This window comes from Halarcobacter sp., from assembly GCF_963675975.1.
In the GTDB taxonomy this organism is placed as follows: domain Bacteria; phylum Campylobacterota; class Campylobacteria; order Campylobacterales; family Arcobacteraceae; genus Halarcobacter.
On record NZ_OY780939.1, the window covers coordinates 3024585 to 3043795 of the forward strand.

Annotated in this window: 18 protein-coding genes, 3 tRNA genes and 2 rRNA genes; 16 read left to right on the forward strand and 7 right to left on the reverse strand. The window is 31.5% G+C overall.

Annotation, left to right across the window (positions count from 1 at the left end; genetic code table 11):
* Positions 1–114: 114 nt before the first annotated feature.
* From ACKU3H_RS14930 to ACKU3H_RS14945, 4 genes are read left to right on the forward strand one after another with little or no spacing between them, the layout of a single operon-like run.
* Entirely contained in the window at positions 115–621 is a 507-nt protein-coding gene (locus ACKU3H_RS14930) for a peroxiredoxin (RefSeq protein WP_320034666.1), read from the forward strand.
* Positions 621–1700, forward strand: a complete 1080-nt coding sequence (locus ACKU3H_RS14935; protein ID WP_320034667.1) for a plasminogen-binding N-terminal domain-containing protein — start codon at positions 621–623, stop codon at positions 1698–1700. Before ACKU3H_RS14930 ends, ACKU3H_RS14935 begins: the two co-directional genes overlap by 1 nt.
* Positions 1700–3088, forward strand: coding sequence for an FAD-linked oxidase C-terminal domain-containing protein (locus tag ACKU3H_RS14940; RefSeq protein WP_320034668.1), 1389 nt, complete (start codon positions 1700–1702; stop codon positions 3086–3088). The genes ACKU3H_RS14935 and ACKU3H_RS14940 overlap by 1 nt, the downstream gene beginning before the upstream one ends.
* Positions 3089–3093: 5 nt before the next feature.
* Entirely contained in the window at positions 3094–3891 is a 798-nt protein-coding gene (locus ACKU3H_RS14945; protein WP_320034669.1) for a YihY/virulence factor BrkB family protein, read from the forward strand.
* Here the strand turns inward: ACKU3H_RS14945 and ACKU3H_RS14950 are convergent.
* Together ACKU3H_RS14950 and ACKU3H_RS14955 are read right to left on the reverse strand one after the other, a co-directional pair.
* The gene (locus ACKU3H_RS14950) at positions 3888–4877 is read right to left on the reverse strand and encodes a type IV pili methyl-accepting chemotaxis transducer N-terminal domain-containing protein (RefSeq protein WP_320034670.1); all 990 of its coding nucleotides are present in this window, start codon (positions 4875–4877) and stop codon (positions 3888–3890) included. The two genes, ACKU3H_RS14945 and ACKU3H_RS14950, sit on opposite strands and share 4 nt — an antisense overlap.
* Before the next feature lies 1 nt (position 4878).
* The gene (locus ACKU3H_RS14955) at positions 4879–5541 is read right to left on the reverse strand and encodes a Crp/Fnr family transcriptional regulator (RefSeq protein WP_320034671.1); all 663 of its coding nucleotides are present in this window, start codon (positions 5539–5541) and stop codon (positions 4879–4881) included.
* A 95-nt stretch (positions 5542–5636) separates the two neighbouring features.
* Between ACKU3H_RS14955 and ACKU3H_RS14960 the strand changes: the two genes are divergently transcribed.
* The 11 genes from ACKU3H_RS14960 (at position 5637) to ACKU3H_RS15010 (ending at position 14858) form a co-directional block, all read left to right on the forward strand.
* On the forward strand, positions 5637–5972 hold the full coding sequence (locus ACKU3H_RS14960; RefSeq protein ID WP_320034672.1) for a nitrous oxide-stimulated promoter family protein: 336 nt from the start codon (positions 5637–5639) through the stop codon (positions 5970–5972).
* 66 nt (positions 5973–6038) lie between these two features.
* A complete protein-coding gene (gene moaA, locus ACKU3H_RS14965) occupies positions 6039–7016 on the forward strand; it encodes a GTP 3',8-cyclase MoaA (protein WP_320034673.1) in 978 nt (325 codons plus the stop codon).
* Between the two features lie 185 nt (positions 7017–7201).
* Entirely contained in the window at positions 7202–10012 is a 2811-nt protein-coding gene (napA, locus tag ACKU3H_RS14970; protein ID WP_320034674.1) for a nitrate reductase catalytic subunit NapA, read from the forward strand.
* Positions 10013–10065: 53 nt separating this feature from the next.
* A complete protein-coding gene (napG, locus tag ACKU3H_RS14975) occupies positions 10066–10860 on the forward strand; it encodes a ferredoxin-type protein NapG (protein WP_320036488.1) in 795 nt (264 codons plus the stop codon).
* Positions 10853–11668, forward strand: coding sequence for a quinol dehydrogenase ferredoxin subunit NapH (gene napH / locus ACKU3H_RS14980; protein WP_320034675.1), 816 nt, complete (start codon positions 10853–10855; stop codon positions 11666–11668). The genes napG and napH overlap by 8 nt, the downstream gene beginning before the upstream one ends.
* Before the next feature lies 1 nt (position 11669).
* Positions 11670–12299 carry a nitrate reductase cytochrome c-type subunit gene (locus tag ACKU3H_RS14985; RefSeq protein ID WP_320034676.1) on the forward strand — a complete coding sequence of 210 codons (630 nt, stop codon included), beginning with the start codon at positions 11670–11672 and terminating at the stop codon, positions 12297–12299.
* Positions 12300–12301: 2 nt separating this feature from the next.
* Positions 12302–12790, forward strand: a complete 489-nt coding sequence (locus ACKU3H_RS14990) for a ferredoxin-type protein NapF (protein ID WP_320034677.1) — start codon at positions 12302–12304, stop codon at positions 12788–12790.
* On the forward strand, positions 12791–13069 hold the full coding sequence (locus tag ACKU3H_RS14995) for a hypothetical protein (protein ID WP_320034678.1): 279 nt from the start codon (positions 12791–12793) through the stop codon (positions 13067–13069). It begins immediately after the preceding gene.
* 9 nt (positions 13070–13078) lie between these two features.
* Positions 13079–14020 carry a WD40 repeat domain-containing protein gene (locus tag ACKU3H_RS15000; protein ID WP_320034679.1) on the forward strand — a complete coding sequence of 314 codons (942 nt, stop codon included), beginning with the start codon at positions 13079–13081 and terminating at the stop codon, positions 14018–14020.
* 10 nt (positions 14021–14030) lie between these two features.
* Complete coding sequence (locus tag ACKU3H_RS15005; protein ID WP_320034680.1) at positions 14031–14414, forward strand: chaperone NapD; 384 nt, start codon at positions 14031–14033, stop codon at positions 14412–14414.
* Positions 14415–14858, forward strand: coding sequence for a PAS domain-containing protein (locus ACKU3H_RS15010; protein WP_320034681.1), 444 nt, complete (start codon positions 14415–14417; stop codon positions 14856–14858). It abuts the gene before it with no gap.
* Between the two features lie 3 nt (positions 14859–14861).
* Here ACKU3H_RS15010 and ACKU3H_RS15015 read toward each other — a convergent pair.
* Positions 14862–14937, reverse strand: a tRNA-Thr gene (locus ACKU3H_RS15015).
* 137 nt (positions 14938–15074) lie between these two features.
* Between ACKU3H_RS15015 and ACKU3H_RS15020 the strand changes: the two genes are divergently transcribed.
* The gene (locus tag ACKU3H_RS15020) at positions 15075–15239 is read left to right on the forward strand and encodes a hypothetical protein (RefSeq protein WP_320034682.1); all 165 of its coding nucleotides are present in this window, start codon (positions 15075–15077) and stop codon (positions 15237–15239) included.
* A 252-nt stretch (positions 15240–15491) separates the two neighbouring features.
* On the opposite strand, the gene rrf is transcribed toward ACKU3H_RS15020, so the two are convergent.
* The 4 genes from rrf to ACKU3H_RS15040 form a co-directional block, all read right to left on the reverse strand.
* A 5S ribosomal RNA gene (gene rrf / locus ACKU3H_RS15025) occupies positions 15492–15607 on the reverse strand.
* 147 nt (positions 15608–15754) lie between these two features.
* A 23S ribosomal RNA gene (locus ACKU3H_RS15030) occupies positions 15755–18636 on the reverse strand.
* A 373-nt stretch (positions 18637–19009) separates the two neighbouring features.
* Positions 19010–19085 (reverse strand) — tRNA-Ala (locus ACKU3H_RS15035).
* A 22-nt stretch (positions 19086–19107) separates the two neighbouring features.
* Positions 19108–19184: transfer RNA gene (locus ACKU3H_RS15040), tRNA-Ile, on the reverse strand.
* Positions 19185–19211 lie beyond the last annotated feature (27 nt).

A 19211-nucleotide genomic window follows, 5' to 3' on the forward strand; every position in this document is an offset into this window, starting at 1 on the left:
TTCTGAGGCTCTTTAGGTTTTGCTTCTTTTATTAGGAATTTATTTCATAAACTAAAAAGAAGAAAAAAATAATAAGATCCCCTTTTTTATAGGGACTAATAAAAAGGAAATTATATGTTAGAAGTTGGTCAAACTGCACCAGAATTTTGTGCTTTAAATCAAGATGATATAGAAATATGTTCAAGAGACCTATTAGGAAAATGGATTGTTTTATATTTTTATCCAAAAGATATGACTCCTGGTTGTATAAATGAGGCTTGTGATTTTACAGCAGCAGAACCAGAATTTGATAAATTAGATGCAATAATCTTAGGTGTAAGCCCTGATGACACGAAAAAACACAGAAATTTTATTGAGAAAAAAGAATTATCGATTACACTTTTAGCTGATGTTGAGAAAAAAATGTGTGAAGCATATGAAGTTTGGCAACTTAAAAAATTTATGGGAAAAGAGTTTATGGGTGTAGTTAGAACTACATTTATAATAAATCCTGAGGGTAAAATAGCTGCTTTATGGGATAAAGTAAGTGTTAGAAAGAAAAAAACTGTAAAAGGTGAAAAAATAGAAATACTTCATGCTAATGAAGTTAAAGAAAAATTAGAAGAGTTACAAGGAAAATAATGAAACTTTTAACAAAAACCCTATTTGCTTTATTTGCAACATCAATCCTTTCACAAGGTTTATTGGCAAAAACAACAATTTGTTATAAAAAAGACTGGAAATCTCCTGCTACTATTGAAACAACAAAATTAGATGGTGGTGAGTGTAAAAATGAGTTATCTTATAAAGATATGTTAAGTCAAGGTTGGTTTTTAAAAGATATTAAAATTGAAAAAGGAACTAAAGGACTTAATTATATTTATGTATTTTCAGATAAAGAGATAGTAAGTATAAACAATAGTGATTTATTAAATAACAAATATCAAAAACTAGATTATAGAGCAATAGCTTCAAGAATCAGTGATGTAAATGAAGAAACAGCTAAAATTGATATTGGAAACTTAAGAGTTGGACAAAGTGCAATTATTCAACATTTTTATAAGAATAATCAATCCCTTATAGTTTCAAATGCATATGTAATAGATTCAAACGAGACTAGCTCAACAATCAAATTTATCCCCTTTTTAGATATTAAACAAAATGCTTTACCAACTTCAAATAGAAAACCTCAAAATGGAGATGTAGCTATAGTAAACTATCTTTACAACGCTTCTTTAATTGTTGCTCCATCTCAAGATGCATTTACAGCAACAAGGGAAAAATTTAGAGATAACAACTTTATCCACTCTGATTTATTTGCAGTATATTTAAAAAATGAAGGTATCCCTTTACCATCTAAGAAAGTTATTCAAGATTATGCTATTTCTCAAAACTTAGGAACTATCTTTTTTATAATAGATAGTACAGTTTATATTGTAGATGCTAAAACTTTTGCAATTTTACAAAAAGACACTATTGCATATAATTTTGTAGAAAATAAAAAAATGCCATTTTATACAAGAATTGAAAAAATTGAGAGCAATATTATAAACTCAGTTTTAGATTATAAAAGCTGGCTTGGAAAAATAGAAGAGTTTTTAGGTGCTGACAATAGAACAGAAGAGGAGATTTTATTAGAAGATCAAATCGCTTCTGGAGAGTTAAAAATTGATGCTGCAATCTATGCAAACTACTATAAAACAATTTTAGGTATAAAATAATGATAGAACAAAAACATATTGACTACTTTGTAGATGTTGTTGGAAAAGAGAATGTCTATAGTGATAAAGCACATAAAATAGCTTATTGTTATGATGCAACAAAAGAGAGATTTGAACCTGATGCAGTTGTTTTTCCAAGGGATGAACAAGATATTTCAAAAGTACTTAAATATTGTAACGAAGAAAAAATAGTAATTGTTCCTAGAGGAGCAGGAAGTGGCTTCACAGGTGGAGCACTTCCATCTAATGGTGGAATTATATTATCATTAGAAAGACATATGAATAAACTTCTAGAAATTGATATGGAAAATATGGTTGGAGTTGTTCAACCAGGACTTATAAATATGCAGTTTCAAAAAGCAGTTGAAGAGGTTGGTTTATTTTACCCACCAGATCCAGCAAGTGAAGAATACTCAACTTTAGGTGGAAATGTATCTGAAAATGCAGGTGGGATGAGAGCTGCGAAATATGGTATTACAAAAGATTATGTGGTTGCATTAAGAGCTGTATTACCAAACGGTGAAATAATAACAGCAGGTAAAAAAACTATTAAAGATGTTGCAGGATATAACACCGCTGGTATCCTAATTGCCAGTGAAGGTACACTGGCTGTTATTACAGAAATCACTTTAAAACTTATTCCAAAACCAAAGTTCAAACAAACATATATGGGTGTTTTTCCTGATGTAAATAAAGCTATGAATGCAGTATTTAAATCACTAGCAAGTGGAGCAAATCCAGTTGCAATGGAGTTCTTAGATACTTTAGTTATCAAAGCTTTAAAACAAAAATTTCCACAAGTTGAACTTCCTGAAAATGCAGGTGGAGTTTTAGTTGGAGATGTTGATGGTTCTTCAGAAGCTGAAATCAATGCTCAACTTGAAACATTAAAAGAATCATTTGCAAACAATGGGTCAATTGACTTTATAGTTGCAAAAGATGAAGAACATGGAAAATCTCTATGGTTTGCAAGAAGAAATGCAAGTCCAGCCACAGCAATCTATGGAACAAAAAAACTAAATGAAGATATTTCTGTTCCAAGATCTAAGCTTCCAGAAGCTCTTGATTCAATCTATGCAATAGGTGAAAAATATGGATTTAATGTTCCATGTTTTGGTCATGCAGGTGATGGAAATATTCACGTAAATGTAATGGTAAAAGATAAAAACAACTCTAAAGAGATGGAAGATGGCCACAAAGCTATTGAAGAGATTTTCCAATTAGTTGTTGATATGGGTGGAACTTTATCAGGTGAACATGGAATTGGTTTATCAAAAGCTCCATTTATGAATATTGCTTTTAATGAAGCAGAAATAGAATTATTTAAAAGTATAAAAAAAGCATTTGACCCAAATAACATTTTAAATCCATTTAAAATGGGTCTTTAAAAGATATGGAAGAGAATGATTTTGTAAAAAAACCAATCAAGAGTCTATTAAAAATTTTAGACTCTTTTTTTAATGATGATACTACATATTATGCAGCAAGTCTTAGTTTCTTTACAATCTTCTCTTTACTTCCAATTATCGCCCTACTTATTTATATAATCTCAAGCTTAGAATTAATTCAAGGGTATTTAGATGTATTTATCAATTATATATTTGATATTTTAAACCCTACCCATTCAAAAGAGTTCTTAGAAGCTTTTAAAAACTATATTTCAAACTCAAATAAACTAGGTATTATTGGTGTACTTTATATGTTATTTGTATTTATTATGTTTTTTAAAGATTATGAATATATAGTAAATAAAATACATAAAGCAAAAAGAAAACCTCTATTACAATCTTTTTTCTTTTATCTTATTTTTTTAGTTACACTTCCACTTATGTTAGCTGCACTTAATATCGCACTATCATTTTATGAAAATACAATATTTAACTGGTTTATCACTTTTATATTTGCTTGGTTTATCTTTTTTGGTTTATTTAAATTGAGTGTAAACAAATATATCTCATCAAAAGCTGCTGCAATATCTTCACTATTTACTTTAATAGTATTGTCTATTACTAAAAATTTATTTGTGTATTATGTGGTTTATAATAAAACTTATTCAACTATTTATGGTTCTTTGGCTATTTTATTGTTTTCTTTTTTCTGGATTTATATTTCGTGGGTTATATATCTTTATGGGATAAAAATGTGCCATAAACTAAATATTCTAGAAGAGAGTAAAAAATTAAAAAATTAACTTTTATTTTCTACTTCTTTTAAAATACTATCTAATTGCTTTTTTAAATCATTTAATTTTTTTGTAGTTTTTATTAAGTTATCAGAAGACTCAATTGCAATATCTTCACTTCTATCAATACTTTTTATGATATCAGATTTATTTTCTAAATCATCAATAATATTTTCAAACTCATCAGTTAAATCTTGAAGTTTTTCCGAAGCTAATCTAGATTGTTCTAAAGCAACTTCTGAGTAATTCATAGCTGAATTAACTTTATTAATAAAGAAATTAATATTGTCTGCCATCTCAACAAACTCTTTTTCAGATTCTATCTCAATTGGCTCTATCTCAGTTATATCAGAAGAACTAATTTTTTTATATTTTTCAAGAAACTCATTTGCATGACTTTCTATTTGTCTTAACTGAATTAAAGAATATAAAGAGAATATAAATAAAAATGAAAATGCCAAATATTGAAAGTTTTTGATAAATGCAGTTTTTTGCTCTATATATTCTGTATATAAAGTTACAATCTCATCTACCTCTTCAAGAAGCTTGTTATTAGTTTGATATATATACTCCAATATAGAGTTTAATTTTTCTATATCATTAGTTAATACTGCTTTTTTAAACTCAATTGTATTTTTTTCAAAAGTTGCCCACATTACACTTACTTTTGAGATTTGATTTGCCAAACTTGCAGTTGGTGCTTCTGAAATTTTTAGCAAATCATTTCCATTTTTTAAAGTATCCAAACCATATTTAAATTCATCAATTGCATTATCAATTTCTGAGAAATTGTTTGCTCTTGTTTGATAAAGATAAAAAATATTTTTTGTAATTCTTTGGGTTAACATTCTTTGTTTTCCTGCAATATTTACAATTGTGGCATCTTTTATATTTTTTTGATTTAAATATATTGTTATGACAATTACACAAAATATTGAAGTAAAGAGCAATGCACCTAAAATCTTTATTTTTTGACTTACACCTATTTTTTTCATTTTATATCCCTAAGTATATACTTTTCAATTCTTCTTCTTTTAAAATTACAACATTACTTTTTTCTACCATTATAGTTTCATTTCTAACTAATCTTTTTAAAACCCTTGATAAGGTTTCAGGCTGAATATGAAGAAGCAATGCAACTTCTGTTCTTTTTAATTGGTTAAACATATCCAAATCATTTATTAACATAAAGGCAACTTTTGAAGTTGCATCAAAAACCAATTCCCTATTTATAATACATTGTAATTGTTGGTTTTTATAAATCAACTCATTAATAAATTTTAATATTAATTCATTTTGTGCCAAAAACTCTTTTTTAAACCTGTTAAAATCAATTGATAAAATGGTACTATCTCTTAAAAATTCACTATTTGAAAAACAGTTTATTTTATTATCTTGTAAATTAGATAATTCAGATATCATAGAGTTTGGATAAACATAATATAAAAATATTTCATTATCGTATTTATCTATTTTATAAACTTTTAAAAGTCCATCAATTAAAAATAATAATCTGTCTGTAGTTTCAGTTTCATAGAAAAGTACTGTTTTTGCATTATATGAAGAGATTTCTGACATTGATGCTACTAAATCTAACTCACTATCTGACAAATGTGAAAATAAACTTATTGATTTTATTGCTTCTTTTGTTTTAATCATCGTACAATTATATAAAATTAAACTGAAACTTTTATTGATTTGAATCAATTTAAAATATTTTTTATTTTATTACAATTAGAATAAAAAAAAGATATATGAAAAAAGATAAATTTAAAAAAGAGATAAACACTTTAAAAATTTTTTTTGAACTTTATTGTAAAACAAATCATAAAGCTCAAAATAGTTTTAATAATATTATTAAATATCAAGATTTTACTTTAAACAATGAGATTACACTATGTAATGACTGTAAAAAATTATTTGACTATAGTGTAAATAAACTACAAAATTGCCCCCATGAAGAAAAACCAAGATGTAGAAAATGTCCCAATCCATGTTATGAAAAAGATCAATGGAAAGCTTTAGCTAAAATCATGAGAAGTAGTGGTTTAAAGTTAGGATTACTAAAAATAAAAAATCTGTTTTCTTAATGCACTTGATTTAAATCAATTTAATAAATTTATTTTTTATGTAAAATTTCAAAAAAAGGAGAAGCTATGCTTATTGATAAATACAATAGAGAAATCGATTATCTTCGAATTTCAGTCACTCAAAGATGCAACTTTAGATGCCAATACTGCATGCCTGAAAAACCTTTTGAATGGACTCCTAAAGAGGATTTGTTAACTTATGAAGAGATGTTTAAATTTATAAAAATTTCAATAGACAATGGAATAAAAAAAATAAGAATCACAGGTGGTGAGCCATTAGTAAGAGATGATTTATATAAACTAATAGAGATGATATCTTCTTATAAACATGATATTGATTTAGCTCTTACAACAAATGGATACTTACTAAAACAACAAATACCAAAATTAAAAAAAGCTGGATTAAAAAGGGTAAATATATCAATTGATTCACTAGAAAAAGAGACTTTTGGGTACCTTACTAAAAAAGATGTACTATCAAAAGTTTTAGAAGGTATTGATTTGGCAATTAATTCAGGAATAAAAGTAAAACTAAACAGTGTAATCTTAAAAAACATAAATGAAAATGAGATTATAAACCTATATAATTTTGCAAAAAATAAAAATATTCAAATTAGATATATTGAGTATATGGAAAATGAAAATGCCTATTCAAATTTAAAAACCCTATCAAGTAAAGAGATACTTAAAACAATTAAAAATATTACAAATATAAAAGAAGTAGATTCAAAAGTAAATTCTGCTGCAAAAATTTACGAAGATGAGGATGGATATTGTTTTGGTATTATAGAACCTTATGATGATTCTTTTTGTAAAACTTGCAATAGAATAAGACTTAGTGCGAATGGCGACTTGATTCCATGTCTATATTATGAAGACTCATCAAATATCAAAAACTCATTAGAAGATGATAAAAAAATAGTAAATATTATAAAAGAAGTCATAGCAAAAAGACCTGAAAAAAATAAATGGTCTTATTCAAATAAACTTGAAAAAGTAGAAAAAGAGATATCATCTAGAGCCTTTTATTTTACTGGTGGATAATATTAACTCTTCCCTTTAAATAAAAATATTTTAAATTATATAATCTCCAAATAGTCCTATACATAAGCCTTATATCTAAAAATAAATTTTTCTTTAATAAATTGACTTAAGTCAAAGTTTTAAATTTTTTTTAGTGTTAAAATTATCATGTTAGAAAAGAAAAATTTTAGAAGGAGAAGAGAAAGATGTCACTTTCAAGAAGAGATTTTCTAAAAAGCTCTGCTGCAGCATCTGCCGCAGCAGCAGTTGGCATGAGTGTACCTAGTAATCTAAGTGCAGCTACTCAAACAGCTGAAGCTGGATGGAGATGGGATAAGGCTGCATGTAGATTTTGCGGTACAGGTTGTGGAATCATGATGGCAACAAAAAATGGAAAAATTGTTGCAGTAAAAGGAGATCCAGCAGCACCAGTAAATAGAGGATTAAATTGTATTAAAGGATACTTTAATGCAAAAATCATGTATGGTGCAGACAGATTAAAAACTCCACTTTTAAGAGTAAATGCAAAAGGTGAGTTTGACAAAAATGGAAAATTTGCTCCTGTATCTTGGCAAAGAGCTTTTGATGAAATGGAGATTCATATCAAAAAAGCTTTAAAAGCTTCAGGACCAGAAGGTGTTGGTGTATTTGCATCTGGGCAATATACAATTATGGAAGGTTATGCAGCTCAAAAAATGATGAAAGCTGGATTTAGATCAAATGCTATTGATCCAAATGCAAGACACTGTATGGCTTCAGCTGTTGTTGGTTTTTATCAAACATTTGGAATTGATGAACCTAGTGGTTGTTATGATGATATTGAACTTACAGATACAGTTGTATCATGGGGTTCAAATATGGCTGAAATGCACCCTATTTTATGGTCAAGGGTTACAGATAGAAAATTATCAAACCCAGACAATGTAAAAGTTGTAAATATTTCAACTTATAGACATAGAACTTCTGATTTAGCAGATATGGAGATTATATTTACTCCAAATACTGACTTAGCTTTATGGAACTATATTGCCCATGAAATAGTTTATAATCATCCAGAAGCTATTGATTGGGATTTTGTTAAAAAACATATAATTTTTGCAGCAAGTCCAGTTAATATGGGTTATGGTATGAGAAGAACTGGAGAAAAATCTCTAAAAGATGGTAAATACTCTGATAAAGAGATGGAAACTATTTCTAAAGAGATGAAAAAAACAGTATCAGAAACTGAAGCACCAGCATTAGCTCCATATGGTTATAAAGCTGGAGATGTTATGGAAAATAATCCAGCAGGATTAAAACACTGGGAAATCTCTTTTGAAGAGTATAAAAAATTCCTTGAACCATACACTTTAGACTATGTAGCAAAAATATCTAAAGGTAATCCAGATGAAGATATTGAAGTATTTAAGAAAAAACTTAAAGATTTAGCTTCTTTATATATTCAAAAAGACAGAAAAGTTGTTTCATTCTGGACAATGGGTATGAATCAACACACAAGAGGTACATGGGTTAATACTTTAGCTTATAACGTACACTTCTTATTAAATAAACAAGCAAAACCTGGTTCTGGAGCATTTTCACTTACTGGACAACCAAGTGCATGTGGTACAGCAAGGGAAGTAGGAACATTCTGTCACAGATTACCTGCTGATATGATGGTTGCAAATGGTGCTCATAGAAAAATTGTTGAAAATAAATGGCAAATTCCAGAAGGAACATTAAACCCAGTTGGAAATCAACACATTATGAAAATCCATAGAGATATTGAAGATGGTGTAGTAAAATTTGCGTGGGTTAATGTTTGTAATCCTTATCAAGATACTGCAAGTGCAAGCCACTGGATAAAAGCAGCTAGACAAATGGATAATTTTATCGTTTGTTCAGATGGGTATCCAGGTATTTCTGCAAAAGTATCTGACCTTATTTTACCTTCAGCAATGATTTATGAAAAATGGGGAGCTTATGGTAATGCAGAAAGAAGAACTCAACACTGGAGACAACAAGTATTACCAATAGGTGATTCTATGTCTGATACTTGGCAATGGGTTGAATTATCAAAAAGATTTAAAATAAAAGATTTATGGGGTGAATACACTCTAAGAAATGGTAAAAAACTTCCAGATGTAATTGCAAAAGCTAAAGAGATGGGATATGATGAAAATACAACTATGTATGATATCCTTTTTGCAAACAAAGAAGCAAAAAGCTATAAACTAAATGCTGAAGATCCTATCCAAAAAGGATTTGATAATACTGAAGGATTTGGTGATAACAGAAATGTTCTTGGAAGTGATGGAGAAGTTTGGAAAGGTTATGGTTTCTTTATCCAAAAATATCTATTTGAAGAATACGCTTGGTTTGGTAGAGGTCATGCACACGATTTAGCTGACTTTGATACTTATCATAGAGTAAGAGGACTTAAATGGCCAGTTGTAGATGGTAAAGAGACTCAATGGAGATTTAATACTAAATATGACCCATATGCAAAAAAATATGGAAAAGAGACTGGACATACAGATTTCGCATTTTATGGAAAACTTGCAAAAGCTCTTCCTAGTGGAGACCTTTTAGGTGTTAAAAATAAAACTAAAACTGCATTAAAAAACAAAGCAAAAATATTTGCTAGACCATATATGGATCCACCAGAAGTACCAAATGAAGAATATCCATTATGGTTAAGTACAGGTAGAGTTTTAGAACATTGGCATAGTGGAACTATGACAATGAGAGTTCCAGAACTTTATAGAGCTGTTCCGGAAGCACTTTGTTATATGCACCCAGAAGATGCAAAAAAACATGACCTAAAACAAGGTGGATTATGTTGGGTTGAATCTAGACGTGGAAAAGTAAAAGCTAGAGTTGAAACAAGGGGAAGAAACAGACCTTCTAGAGGATTAGTATTTGTACCTTGGTTTGATGAGAAAGTATTTATTAACAAAGTATGTTTAGATGCAACTTGTCCGCAGTCAAAACAAACAGACTTTAAAAAATGTGCAGTTAAGATTTATAAAGCATAAGTAAAAAAGGGAGTACTGCTTTGAACAGTAATAATCCTTTGAAAGAAAATAAAATGAAAAGTGAAGAGATAAGTGACAGAAGAAAATTTTTTTTAAACTTAGCAAGAGCAGCAGGAATTGCTGCTCTTGGTGGATTAATTTGGAGTGCTTATATTGATGAAGTAACAGCATCAGAACTAACTCTAAGACCACCTGGTGCATTAGATGAAGAAGATTTTCTAAAAACATGTATCAAATGTGGAATGTGTGTAGAAGCATGTCCATATGACACACTTAAATTAGCAAAACCAGGAGATAATAAACCTTTGGGAACTCCTTTTTTTGAGCCAAGAGATGTGCCTTGTTATATGTGTACAGATATACCATGTGTTCCTGTTTGTCCAACAGATGCATTAGATATAACTAAAGTAAGTACAAATGGAAAGCTTAACATAAATCAAGCTCAAATGGGTGTTGCAGTAGTGGATACAAAAAATTGTATTGCCTTTTGGGGAATTCAATGTGATGCATGTTATAGAGCCTGTCCCTTATTAGATGTTGCTATAAAATTAGAATATACAAAAAATGAAAGAACAGGAAAACACGCTTTTTTAAAACCAATTGTTGATAGTGATTTTTGTACTGGTTGTGGGCTTTGTGAAAGAGCTTGTGTGACAGAAAAAGCATCTATTTTTGTTTTACCTAAAGAGGTAGCTCTAGGACGTGCTGGAGATTATTATATTAAAGGTTGGGATAAAACAGATGAGAAAAGACTTGAAAATGCAACTAGTGAAACAACAAAAACTGAAATAAGTAAACAAAAAGCTGTTGATTCATTAAATGATATGGGAGGACTTTTAGATGATTAAGAATAAATTTCTAATCCTTAGAAGATTAACTCAAATATCTATAATGGTTTTATATTTTGGTGCTAATGCTTGGGGATGGAATATTTTAATTGGAAATTTAAGTTCATCAAAAATCATGAATTTAATTCCAATGAGTGATCCTTATGCAGTATTGCAAATGTTTGTTTCAGGGGCAATAATAGCATCAGATGTATTTTTAGGAGCATTAATTGTTGTTATATTTTATTCAATAATTGGAGGAAGAGCATTTTGTTCTTGGGTTTGTCCTGTAAATATTATTACAGATTTGGCAAACTATATTAGAAGAAAACTTGAATTTAATAGAATTCAAAAAAGACAACCTGCTACAAGAAATATCCGATACTGGACAATAGCAGTTAGTTTAATAATTTCTTTTATTTTTGGAGTAGCAGCCTTTGAATTTATTTCTCCTATATCAATGGTACATAGAGGAATAATTTTTGGTTTAGGTTTTGGTTGGTCGGCTATTCTAATTATATTTTTATTTGACCTTTTTATTTTAAAAAATGGTTGGTGCGGACATATTTGTCCCTTAGGAGGATTCTATTCAATAGTAGGAAAATTTAGTCTTATTAGAGTAGAACACGAAGAAGAAAAATGTACACTTTGTATGAAGTGTAAAGAGGTTTGTCCAGAAAGTCAAGTATTGTTTATGGTTGGAAAATCAACAGAACAAATACTTTCAGGAGAATGTACAAACTGTGCAAGATGCGTAGAAGTTTGTGATGATGATGCACTAAACTTCTCATTAAGAAATCTGATAGATAATAAAAAGAAGGAGAATTGATATGAAACTTGTTACTAAACTTGGGCTTGGTTTAGCAGTAACTTCATTTATTGCATTTATAGGTTGTTCTCAAGCTCAACCAACAATTTCAGAAGAATCTTTAGGACTAAGAAAAGTTGATCTTTATAGTGAAGATACAGTAGTACCTGAAGAAACTAAATACAATAAAGCTGCACCTAGTAGTTCTAAAACAATTAATAGAGCTTTTCAAGATGCACCACCAATGATTCCACACGATGTTGAAGGAATGTTACCAATTACTGTGAACAATAATCAATGTGTAAGTTGCCATGCTCCAGAAGTTGCACCATCACTTGGAGCGTTACCATACCCTAAATCACATATGATTAATTTTAGACCAGAAACATCATTGGCTAAAGATGGTAAGATAGTAAAAAATGGAAAAGAGATTGATAATACATCAAGTGAGAAACTTGAATATGTTACAATCAAAAATATAAATAAACTAAATGGAGCAAGATTTAACTGTTCGCAATGTCATGCTCCACAAAGTGAAGGTGAATTAGTAGGAAATACTTTTCAACCAGATTTTACAAATGAAGATGGTATGAAAAAATCTAGTTGGTCAGGTTCTAAACTTACTGAGGGTTTAGACACATTAATGGAATAATTATGAAAAGAAGAGAGCTTTTTAGCTCTCTTGCCAACTCTTTTTCTAAAAAAGAGGAGCAAGAGACTCAAATTAGACCACCATATTATAAAGAATTAGATTCTTTTCATAAAGAGTGTACTAACTGTGATAATGAGTGTGCCACTTTTTGTGAAGAAAATATAATTATAATTGGAAAAGATAATACTCCAATAATTGATTTTAGTTTAGGAGGATGCACATATTGTGATGAGTGTGCAATAAATTGTCCTAACGATGTATTAACTATAGAAAACAAAAAAAGAATTGACGCTAAAATTGAGATTGATATTTTAAAATGTATTAGTTGGCATAATACAATGTGCTTTTCATGTAAAGACCCATGTTTAGATGATGCCATAAAATTTTTAGGGATGTTTAGACCCTCTATAGATGAAAATATTTGTACAAATTGTGGTTTTTGTATTTCAAAATGCCCAACAGAAGCTATTACTATTATTAAGGAGAATTAAATGCCTGTAAAATTTATATCACATGTAGATGAAGATAAAGATGAAAATTGGTTTATAAAACTAACAGATACATTGAGTGACAAAGATGCAATATGTAACAATTTAGAGGAATATAAAGAGAAATTGGAAGAATACTCAAGTGAGTACGGATATGATATAGAAGTAGTATGGACAAAATCAAAAACTCTTTCTATAAAAAACTATCAAGATTTAAATGAAAAAATGGCTCTTTTACAAAAAGAATATGAAAATGAGATTGATGAATTAAATAAAAAGTAAGGTAGATTCATGTTAAAAATATTTTTGCTATTTATTCTTTGTTTTAATTTATATGCTGTAGATAAAATAACTCCTTCAAAAGTTCTTACTACATCTGGTGATGTACAAGATATGAAACTAAAAGATAATATTCTTTATGCTGGAACAAGTAATGGAACAGTTGAGATTTTTGATATAAATACAAATGAGAAATTAAAAGAGATAAAAATACCTGACATAAAAGACTTTATGGGTGATACAATTCCTGCAAAAATATATTCAATTGATATACTTAATAATAAAATATTAATAGTATCACAAGGAATGAATGGATATAGAAATATTTTTATATATGAAAATAGTGATTTAAAAAAGATTATAGACATTGAAAAAAAATACTACTTGCAAAAAGCATATTTTGTGGATGATAACAATATAATTTTTGCACTACTAAGTAACCAAATAGGTTTATATAATTTCACTTCTCAAAAATTAAAATATCTAATCCAAATTAGTGCATCTTCATTTTCTGATTTTGTTATAAATCAAAATAAACAAACAATTGTTACAACTGATGAAAGTGGAATTGTAAAAGAGATAAATATAAATGAAGGCAGTGTTATAAAACAATATAAAACATTGAACCTTGATAAAATATATCAATTGGATTTTAAAAACAATGTAGTAATAACCGCTGGACAAGATAGAAAATCATCTATATATAAAAATCAGTCAAGTTACAAATTGGAATTTGATTTTTTATTATATAGTTGTGCATTGAATAAAAATGGTAAATATGGTGCAATAGCATTCAATGAAGAAAATGAAGTATTAATATTTAACATAGATACAAAAGAATATCTAAAAATATTAACAGGACAAGAAGCTACAGTAACAAAAATACTATTTAATACAAAAAATCAAGTTTTTGTTAGTAGCGATAGCAATAAAATAAACTATTATAATTTTTAAGGAGTTTAAAATGAATATATCAAGTATTGTAGTACAGACTACACCAAAGTATTTAGAACAAGTAGTGGAAGATTTAAAAAACTGTAAAGCATGTGATTATCATATACATGATGAAAAAGGAAGAATCATCATAACAATAGAAGGAAATGGTGTTAAAGAAGAATTAGAAAAATTAAGAGTAATAGAAGCAATACCACATGTTATATCAGCAGATATGCAAATGGCTTATAGTGAAGATGAATTAGATGAGCATATTGAAGTTTTAGAAAACTCAGATGCAGTTCCAAAAATGTTAAACGATGATAATATCGATCCAGATAAAATAATCTATAGAGGCGATTTAAAAAGAAAAGACTTAGAAGGCTTTGCAGAAGAATTTGATAAGGTTGATTAAATGGAATTTTTACAAAGTGAATTTTTAATAGAAACAATTGTACCTGAAGATGAACTAATTATTTCAAGAACAGATTTAAAAGGTAATATCACATATGCAAATGAAACTTTTGCATATATTAGTGGTTATACTGTAGAAGAGTTAATAGGTAAACCACATAATATAGTTAGACATCCAGATATGCCGAAAAGAGTCTTTAAACAGATGTGGGAAAAACTTCAAAGAAAAGAAAAATGGGAAGGTGTTGTAAAAAACCTAAGAAAAGATACTGGGTTTTATTGGGTACATGCAACTATAAGTGGAGTATATAAAGATGATAAACTAGTTGAATATAAATCAATAAGAATTCCAATTTCACATACAGAAAAAATTAAATTCCAAAGATTATATGATTCATATAGAAACATAGATAAAGAAAATATAAGAAAAATCATCTACACTTAATTATGGTGCCCACAACGGGATTTGAACCTGTAACCTCTCCCTTACCATGGGATTGCTCTACCGTTGGAGCTATGCGGGCAATAAATTAAGTTGGAAATTCTAACCTTGACTTACTTAGTTTATACTTAATAGAAATATAAAAATCATTTATCCTAAAATTTATTATTATTTATATTTAAGTTTCAATTAGTAAAATTTATTTACAAAAGGAACTTTATGGAAACTATTGACAAAAATATAAAAGATATAAAAGATATACTATCAAGATTCAGTAAAGAGCTAAAAAAGAAAGAAGAAACACATAAAGATATAATAAAAGAGCTAAGAGGAATAAGAAGCCAATTATATAGCTATAAAGAGCAAAGAGAGGTAAGTAAGTAAAAAAGGCAATAAATGATAAGAATATAAAAGAAAGCCGCAAGAACATAAAAATACAAGTAAAAAAGCACCTAAAAAAATATATAAAGCCTCAAGAGTAAATAAACATAACTATAGTAATAAATAAAAACTAATGAAACAAGTAAATAGAAGGTAATAATAAGCGAAGAATTCAGAGTAAAAGAAGAGGCTAAAAAAAAAGCTTCATCAAATACAACCGATGTTGAATTGAATGAAGCTTGTTAAATACTCAAGAGCTGGCAGCGGCCTACGTTTCCACAAGTGAAACCTGCAGTATTATCAGCGCAGAGGTGCTTGACTTCCGGGTTCGGAATGGAGCCGGGTATTTCCACCTCGCTATAACCACCAGCAATATGAGTAAAGAAAGTATTTTAAAAATATATCTCTTTACTCACATTTATGAGTTATAAAAATTAATGTTAAGTCTTTGCGTTATCTCTAACGTCTTGAACACAATACTGAGTTAAACTCAATAAGATAGTAAACCAAGAAATTATATAAAAAAGCCAAACGATCTATTAGTACTAGTCAGCTAAACGTCTTTCAACGCTTACACATCTAGCCTATCAACCAGCTAGTCTTGCTGGGATCTTCAGGGAAAGTTCATCTTAGAGTTGGCTTCGAGCTTAGATGCTTTCAGCTCTTATCACATCCGTACGTAGCTACCCAACGATGCCCTTGGCAGAACAATTGGTACACTAGTGGTACGTTCATCCCGGTCCTCTCGTACTAGGGACAAATCTCTTCAACTTTCCTACGCCCACGGAAGATAGGGACCGAACTGTCTCACGACGTTCTGAACCCAGCTCGCGTACCGCTTTAAATGGCGAACAGCCATACCCTTGGGACCTGCTCCAGCCCCAGGATGCGATGAGCCGACATCGAGGTGCCAAACCTCCCCGTCGATGTGAGCTCTTGGGGGAGATCAGCCTGTTATCCCCGGCGTACCTTTTATCCTTTGAGCGATGGCCCTTCCACACAGAACCACCGGATCACTATGACCGACTTTCGTCTCTGTTCGACTTGTATGTCTCACAGTCAAGCTAGTTTTTGCCATTATACTCAACTGGCGATTTCCATCCGCCATGAACTAACCTTTGTAAGCCTCCGTTACTTTTTAGGAGGCGACCGCCCCAGTCAAACTACCCACCAGACATTGTCCTGAAGAAGGATAACTTCTCGCAGTTAGTAACTCAAATATTCAAGGGTGGTATCTCAAGGTTGGCTCCACTTGTACTGGCGTCCAAGTTTCAAAGCCTCCCACCTATCCTGCACATGAATATCCAAGCTACAGTGTCAAGCTGTAGTAAAGGTGCACGGGGTCTTTCCGTCTTTCCGCGGGTAGGAGGAATTTTCACCTCCACTACAATTTCACTGGATCCCTGGTTGAGACAGCTCCCATCTCGTTACGCCATTCATGCAGGTCGGTATTTAACCGACAAGGAATTTCGCTACCTTAGGACCGTTATAGTTACGGCCGCCGTTTACTCGGGCTTCAATCAAGAGCTTCGCTAATGCTAACTCCATCAGTTAACCTTCGAGCACCGGGCAGGCGTCACACCTTATACATCCACTTACGTGTTAGCAAAGTGCTGTGTTTTTGGTAAACAGTCGGGAGGGACTCTTTGTTGCAACCTTCTCCGCTTTCGAGAGCAAGTCTCTATACAGAGGTAGGCACACCTTATACCGAAGATACGGTGCTAGTTTGCAGAGTTCCTTAACCAGGGTTCTTCCACGCGCCTTAGAATACTCATCCCACCCACCTGTGTCGGTTTACGGTACGGGCAACAAATAATATACTTAGTGGCTTTTCTTGGCACGACAGTATCATCGATTCTCTATCTCCTCCGAAGAGTGTCAAGAGCCTGTAAGATCTCGGTCTAACGTTACCCGGATTTGCCTAAGTAACAACCTACGTCCTTCGAGCCACACTTCCATCAGTGACCTCGATTAACTCTATGCGTCCCCACATCGCGCTTATTTGTTGGTATTGGAATATTAACCAATTTGCCATCGTCTACCCCTTTCGGACTCGACTTAGGACCCGACTAACCCTACGATGACGAGCATCGCGTAGGAAACCTTGGGTTTTCGGCGTTAAGGATTCTCACCTTAATTCTCGCTACTCATGCCTGCATGCTCACTTCTATCCGCTCCAACGCTCCTTACCGGTACATCTTCAACGCTGAATAGAACGCTCTCCTACCACTTGTACAAGTACAAGTCTAAAGCTTCGGTGTACATCTTAGCCCCGTTATATTTTCCGCGCAGAATCACTAGACCAGTGAGCTGTTACGCTTTCTTTAAAGGGTGGCTGCTTCTAAGCCAACCTCCTGGTTGTCACAGTAACTCCACATCGTTTTCCACTTAGATGTAACTTAGGGACCTTAGCTGTTAGTCTGGGTTGTTCCCCTCTCGACATAGGATTTTATCACCCTACGCCTGACTCCTATGATTACGCATATAGTATTCGAAGTTTGATAGGGTTTGGTACCGCGGTAAGCAGCCCTAGCCCATTCAGTGCTCTACCCCTATATGTTACTACATAAGGCTATACCTAAATATATTTCGGAGAGAACCAGCTATCACGAAGTTTGATTGGCCTTTCACCCCTATCCACAAGTCATCCGAAGACTTTTCAACGCCTACCGGTTCGGTCCTCCACTAGCTCTTACACCAGCTTCAACCTGCTCATGGATAGATCACTTCGTTTCGGGTCTGCAGCATCTGACTAATTCGCCCTATTAAGACTCGCTTTCGCTACGGCTTCACACTTGGCTTAACCTTGCCAGATACCACAACTCGCAGGCTCATTATGCAAAAGGCAGTCCGTCACCCTGATAAATCATAGGGCTCCGAATGATTGTAAGCTAATGGTTTCAGGTTCTATTTCACTCCCCTCACTGGGGTACTTTTCACCTTTCCCTCACGGTACTTGTTCACTATCGATCTGTAAGTAGTATTTAGGGTTGGAAGGTGGTCCTCCCATATTCAGACAAAATATCACGTGTTCCGTCCTACTCGTTCTTAAGCCTAGTACCACATTAAAAATTTCGGTTACAGGAGTTTCACCTTCTATGCTTTACCTTTCCAGGTAATTCACCTATTTAAAATGCTATCACTTAATGCCCTAATCCCATTTCGCTCGCCGCTACTTTGGGAATCTCAATTGATTTCTCTTCCTCTGGTTACTGAGATGTTTCACTTCACCAGGTTCGCCTCCTCGAAAGGATAACATGCTTAACATGCTGGGTTGTCCCATTCGGAAATCACCGGATCAAAGCCTCTTGACGGCTCCCCGATGCTTATCGCAGTCTAGTACGTCCTTCATCGCCTCTTACAGTCTAGGCATCCACCATTAGCCCTTTATAGCTTTTTAATCTCCTTTAAAAATTTGCATTTTTAAAGGGACCAATTCTGAGAATAAAATAACTTTCGTTATTCTACCTTTTTTGAATAATTATTCCTTGGCTACTATCTTATTGAATTTACTTCAATAACATAGTTGTGTCTATCTATACTTTTTATATTAATAAATCTCTTTATTAACATAATCATTTTTAGATATGAAATTTTTTTGTTTTTTTAACAATCTTCATACGAAAGATTATTAAACGAAAAAATTAAAGACTTTAACATTATGTTTTTAAATATCATTTTGACTTTAAAAGTCAAATATAAATTCAATTCTTTTATTGAACTTATATTTGATTTTTTTATCAAACTTTTTAACTTGATCTGTTCTTAATAGATGGTGGAGATAAGCGGGATCGAACCGCTGACCTCCTGCGTGCAAGGCAGGCGCTCTCCCAGCTGAGCTATATCCCCACATACTAATCAGATTATTATATGGTGGGCCTACCAGGACTTGAACCTGGGACCTCACGATTATCAGTCGAGCGCTCTAGCCAGCTGAGCTATAGGCCCTTTCTTCACCTATTATTGAAATAATCT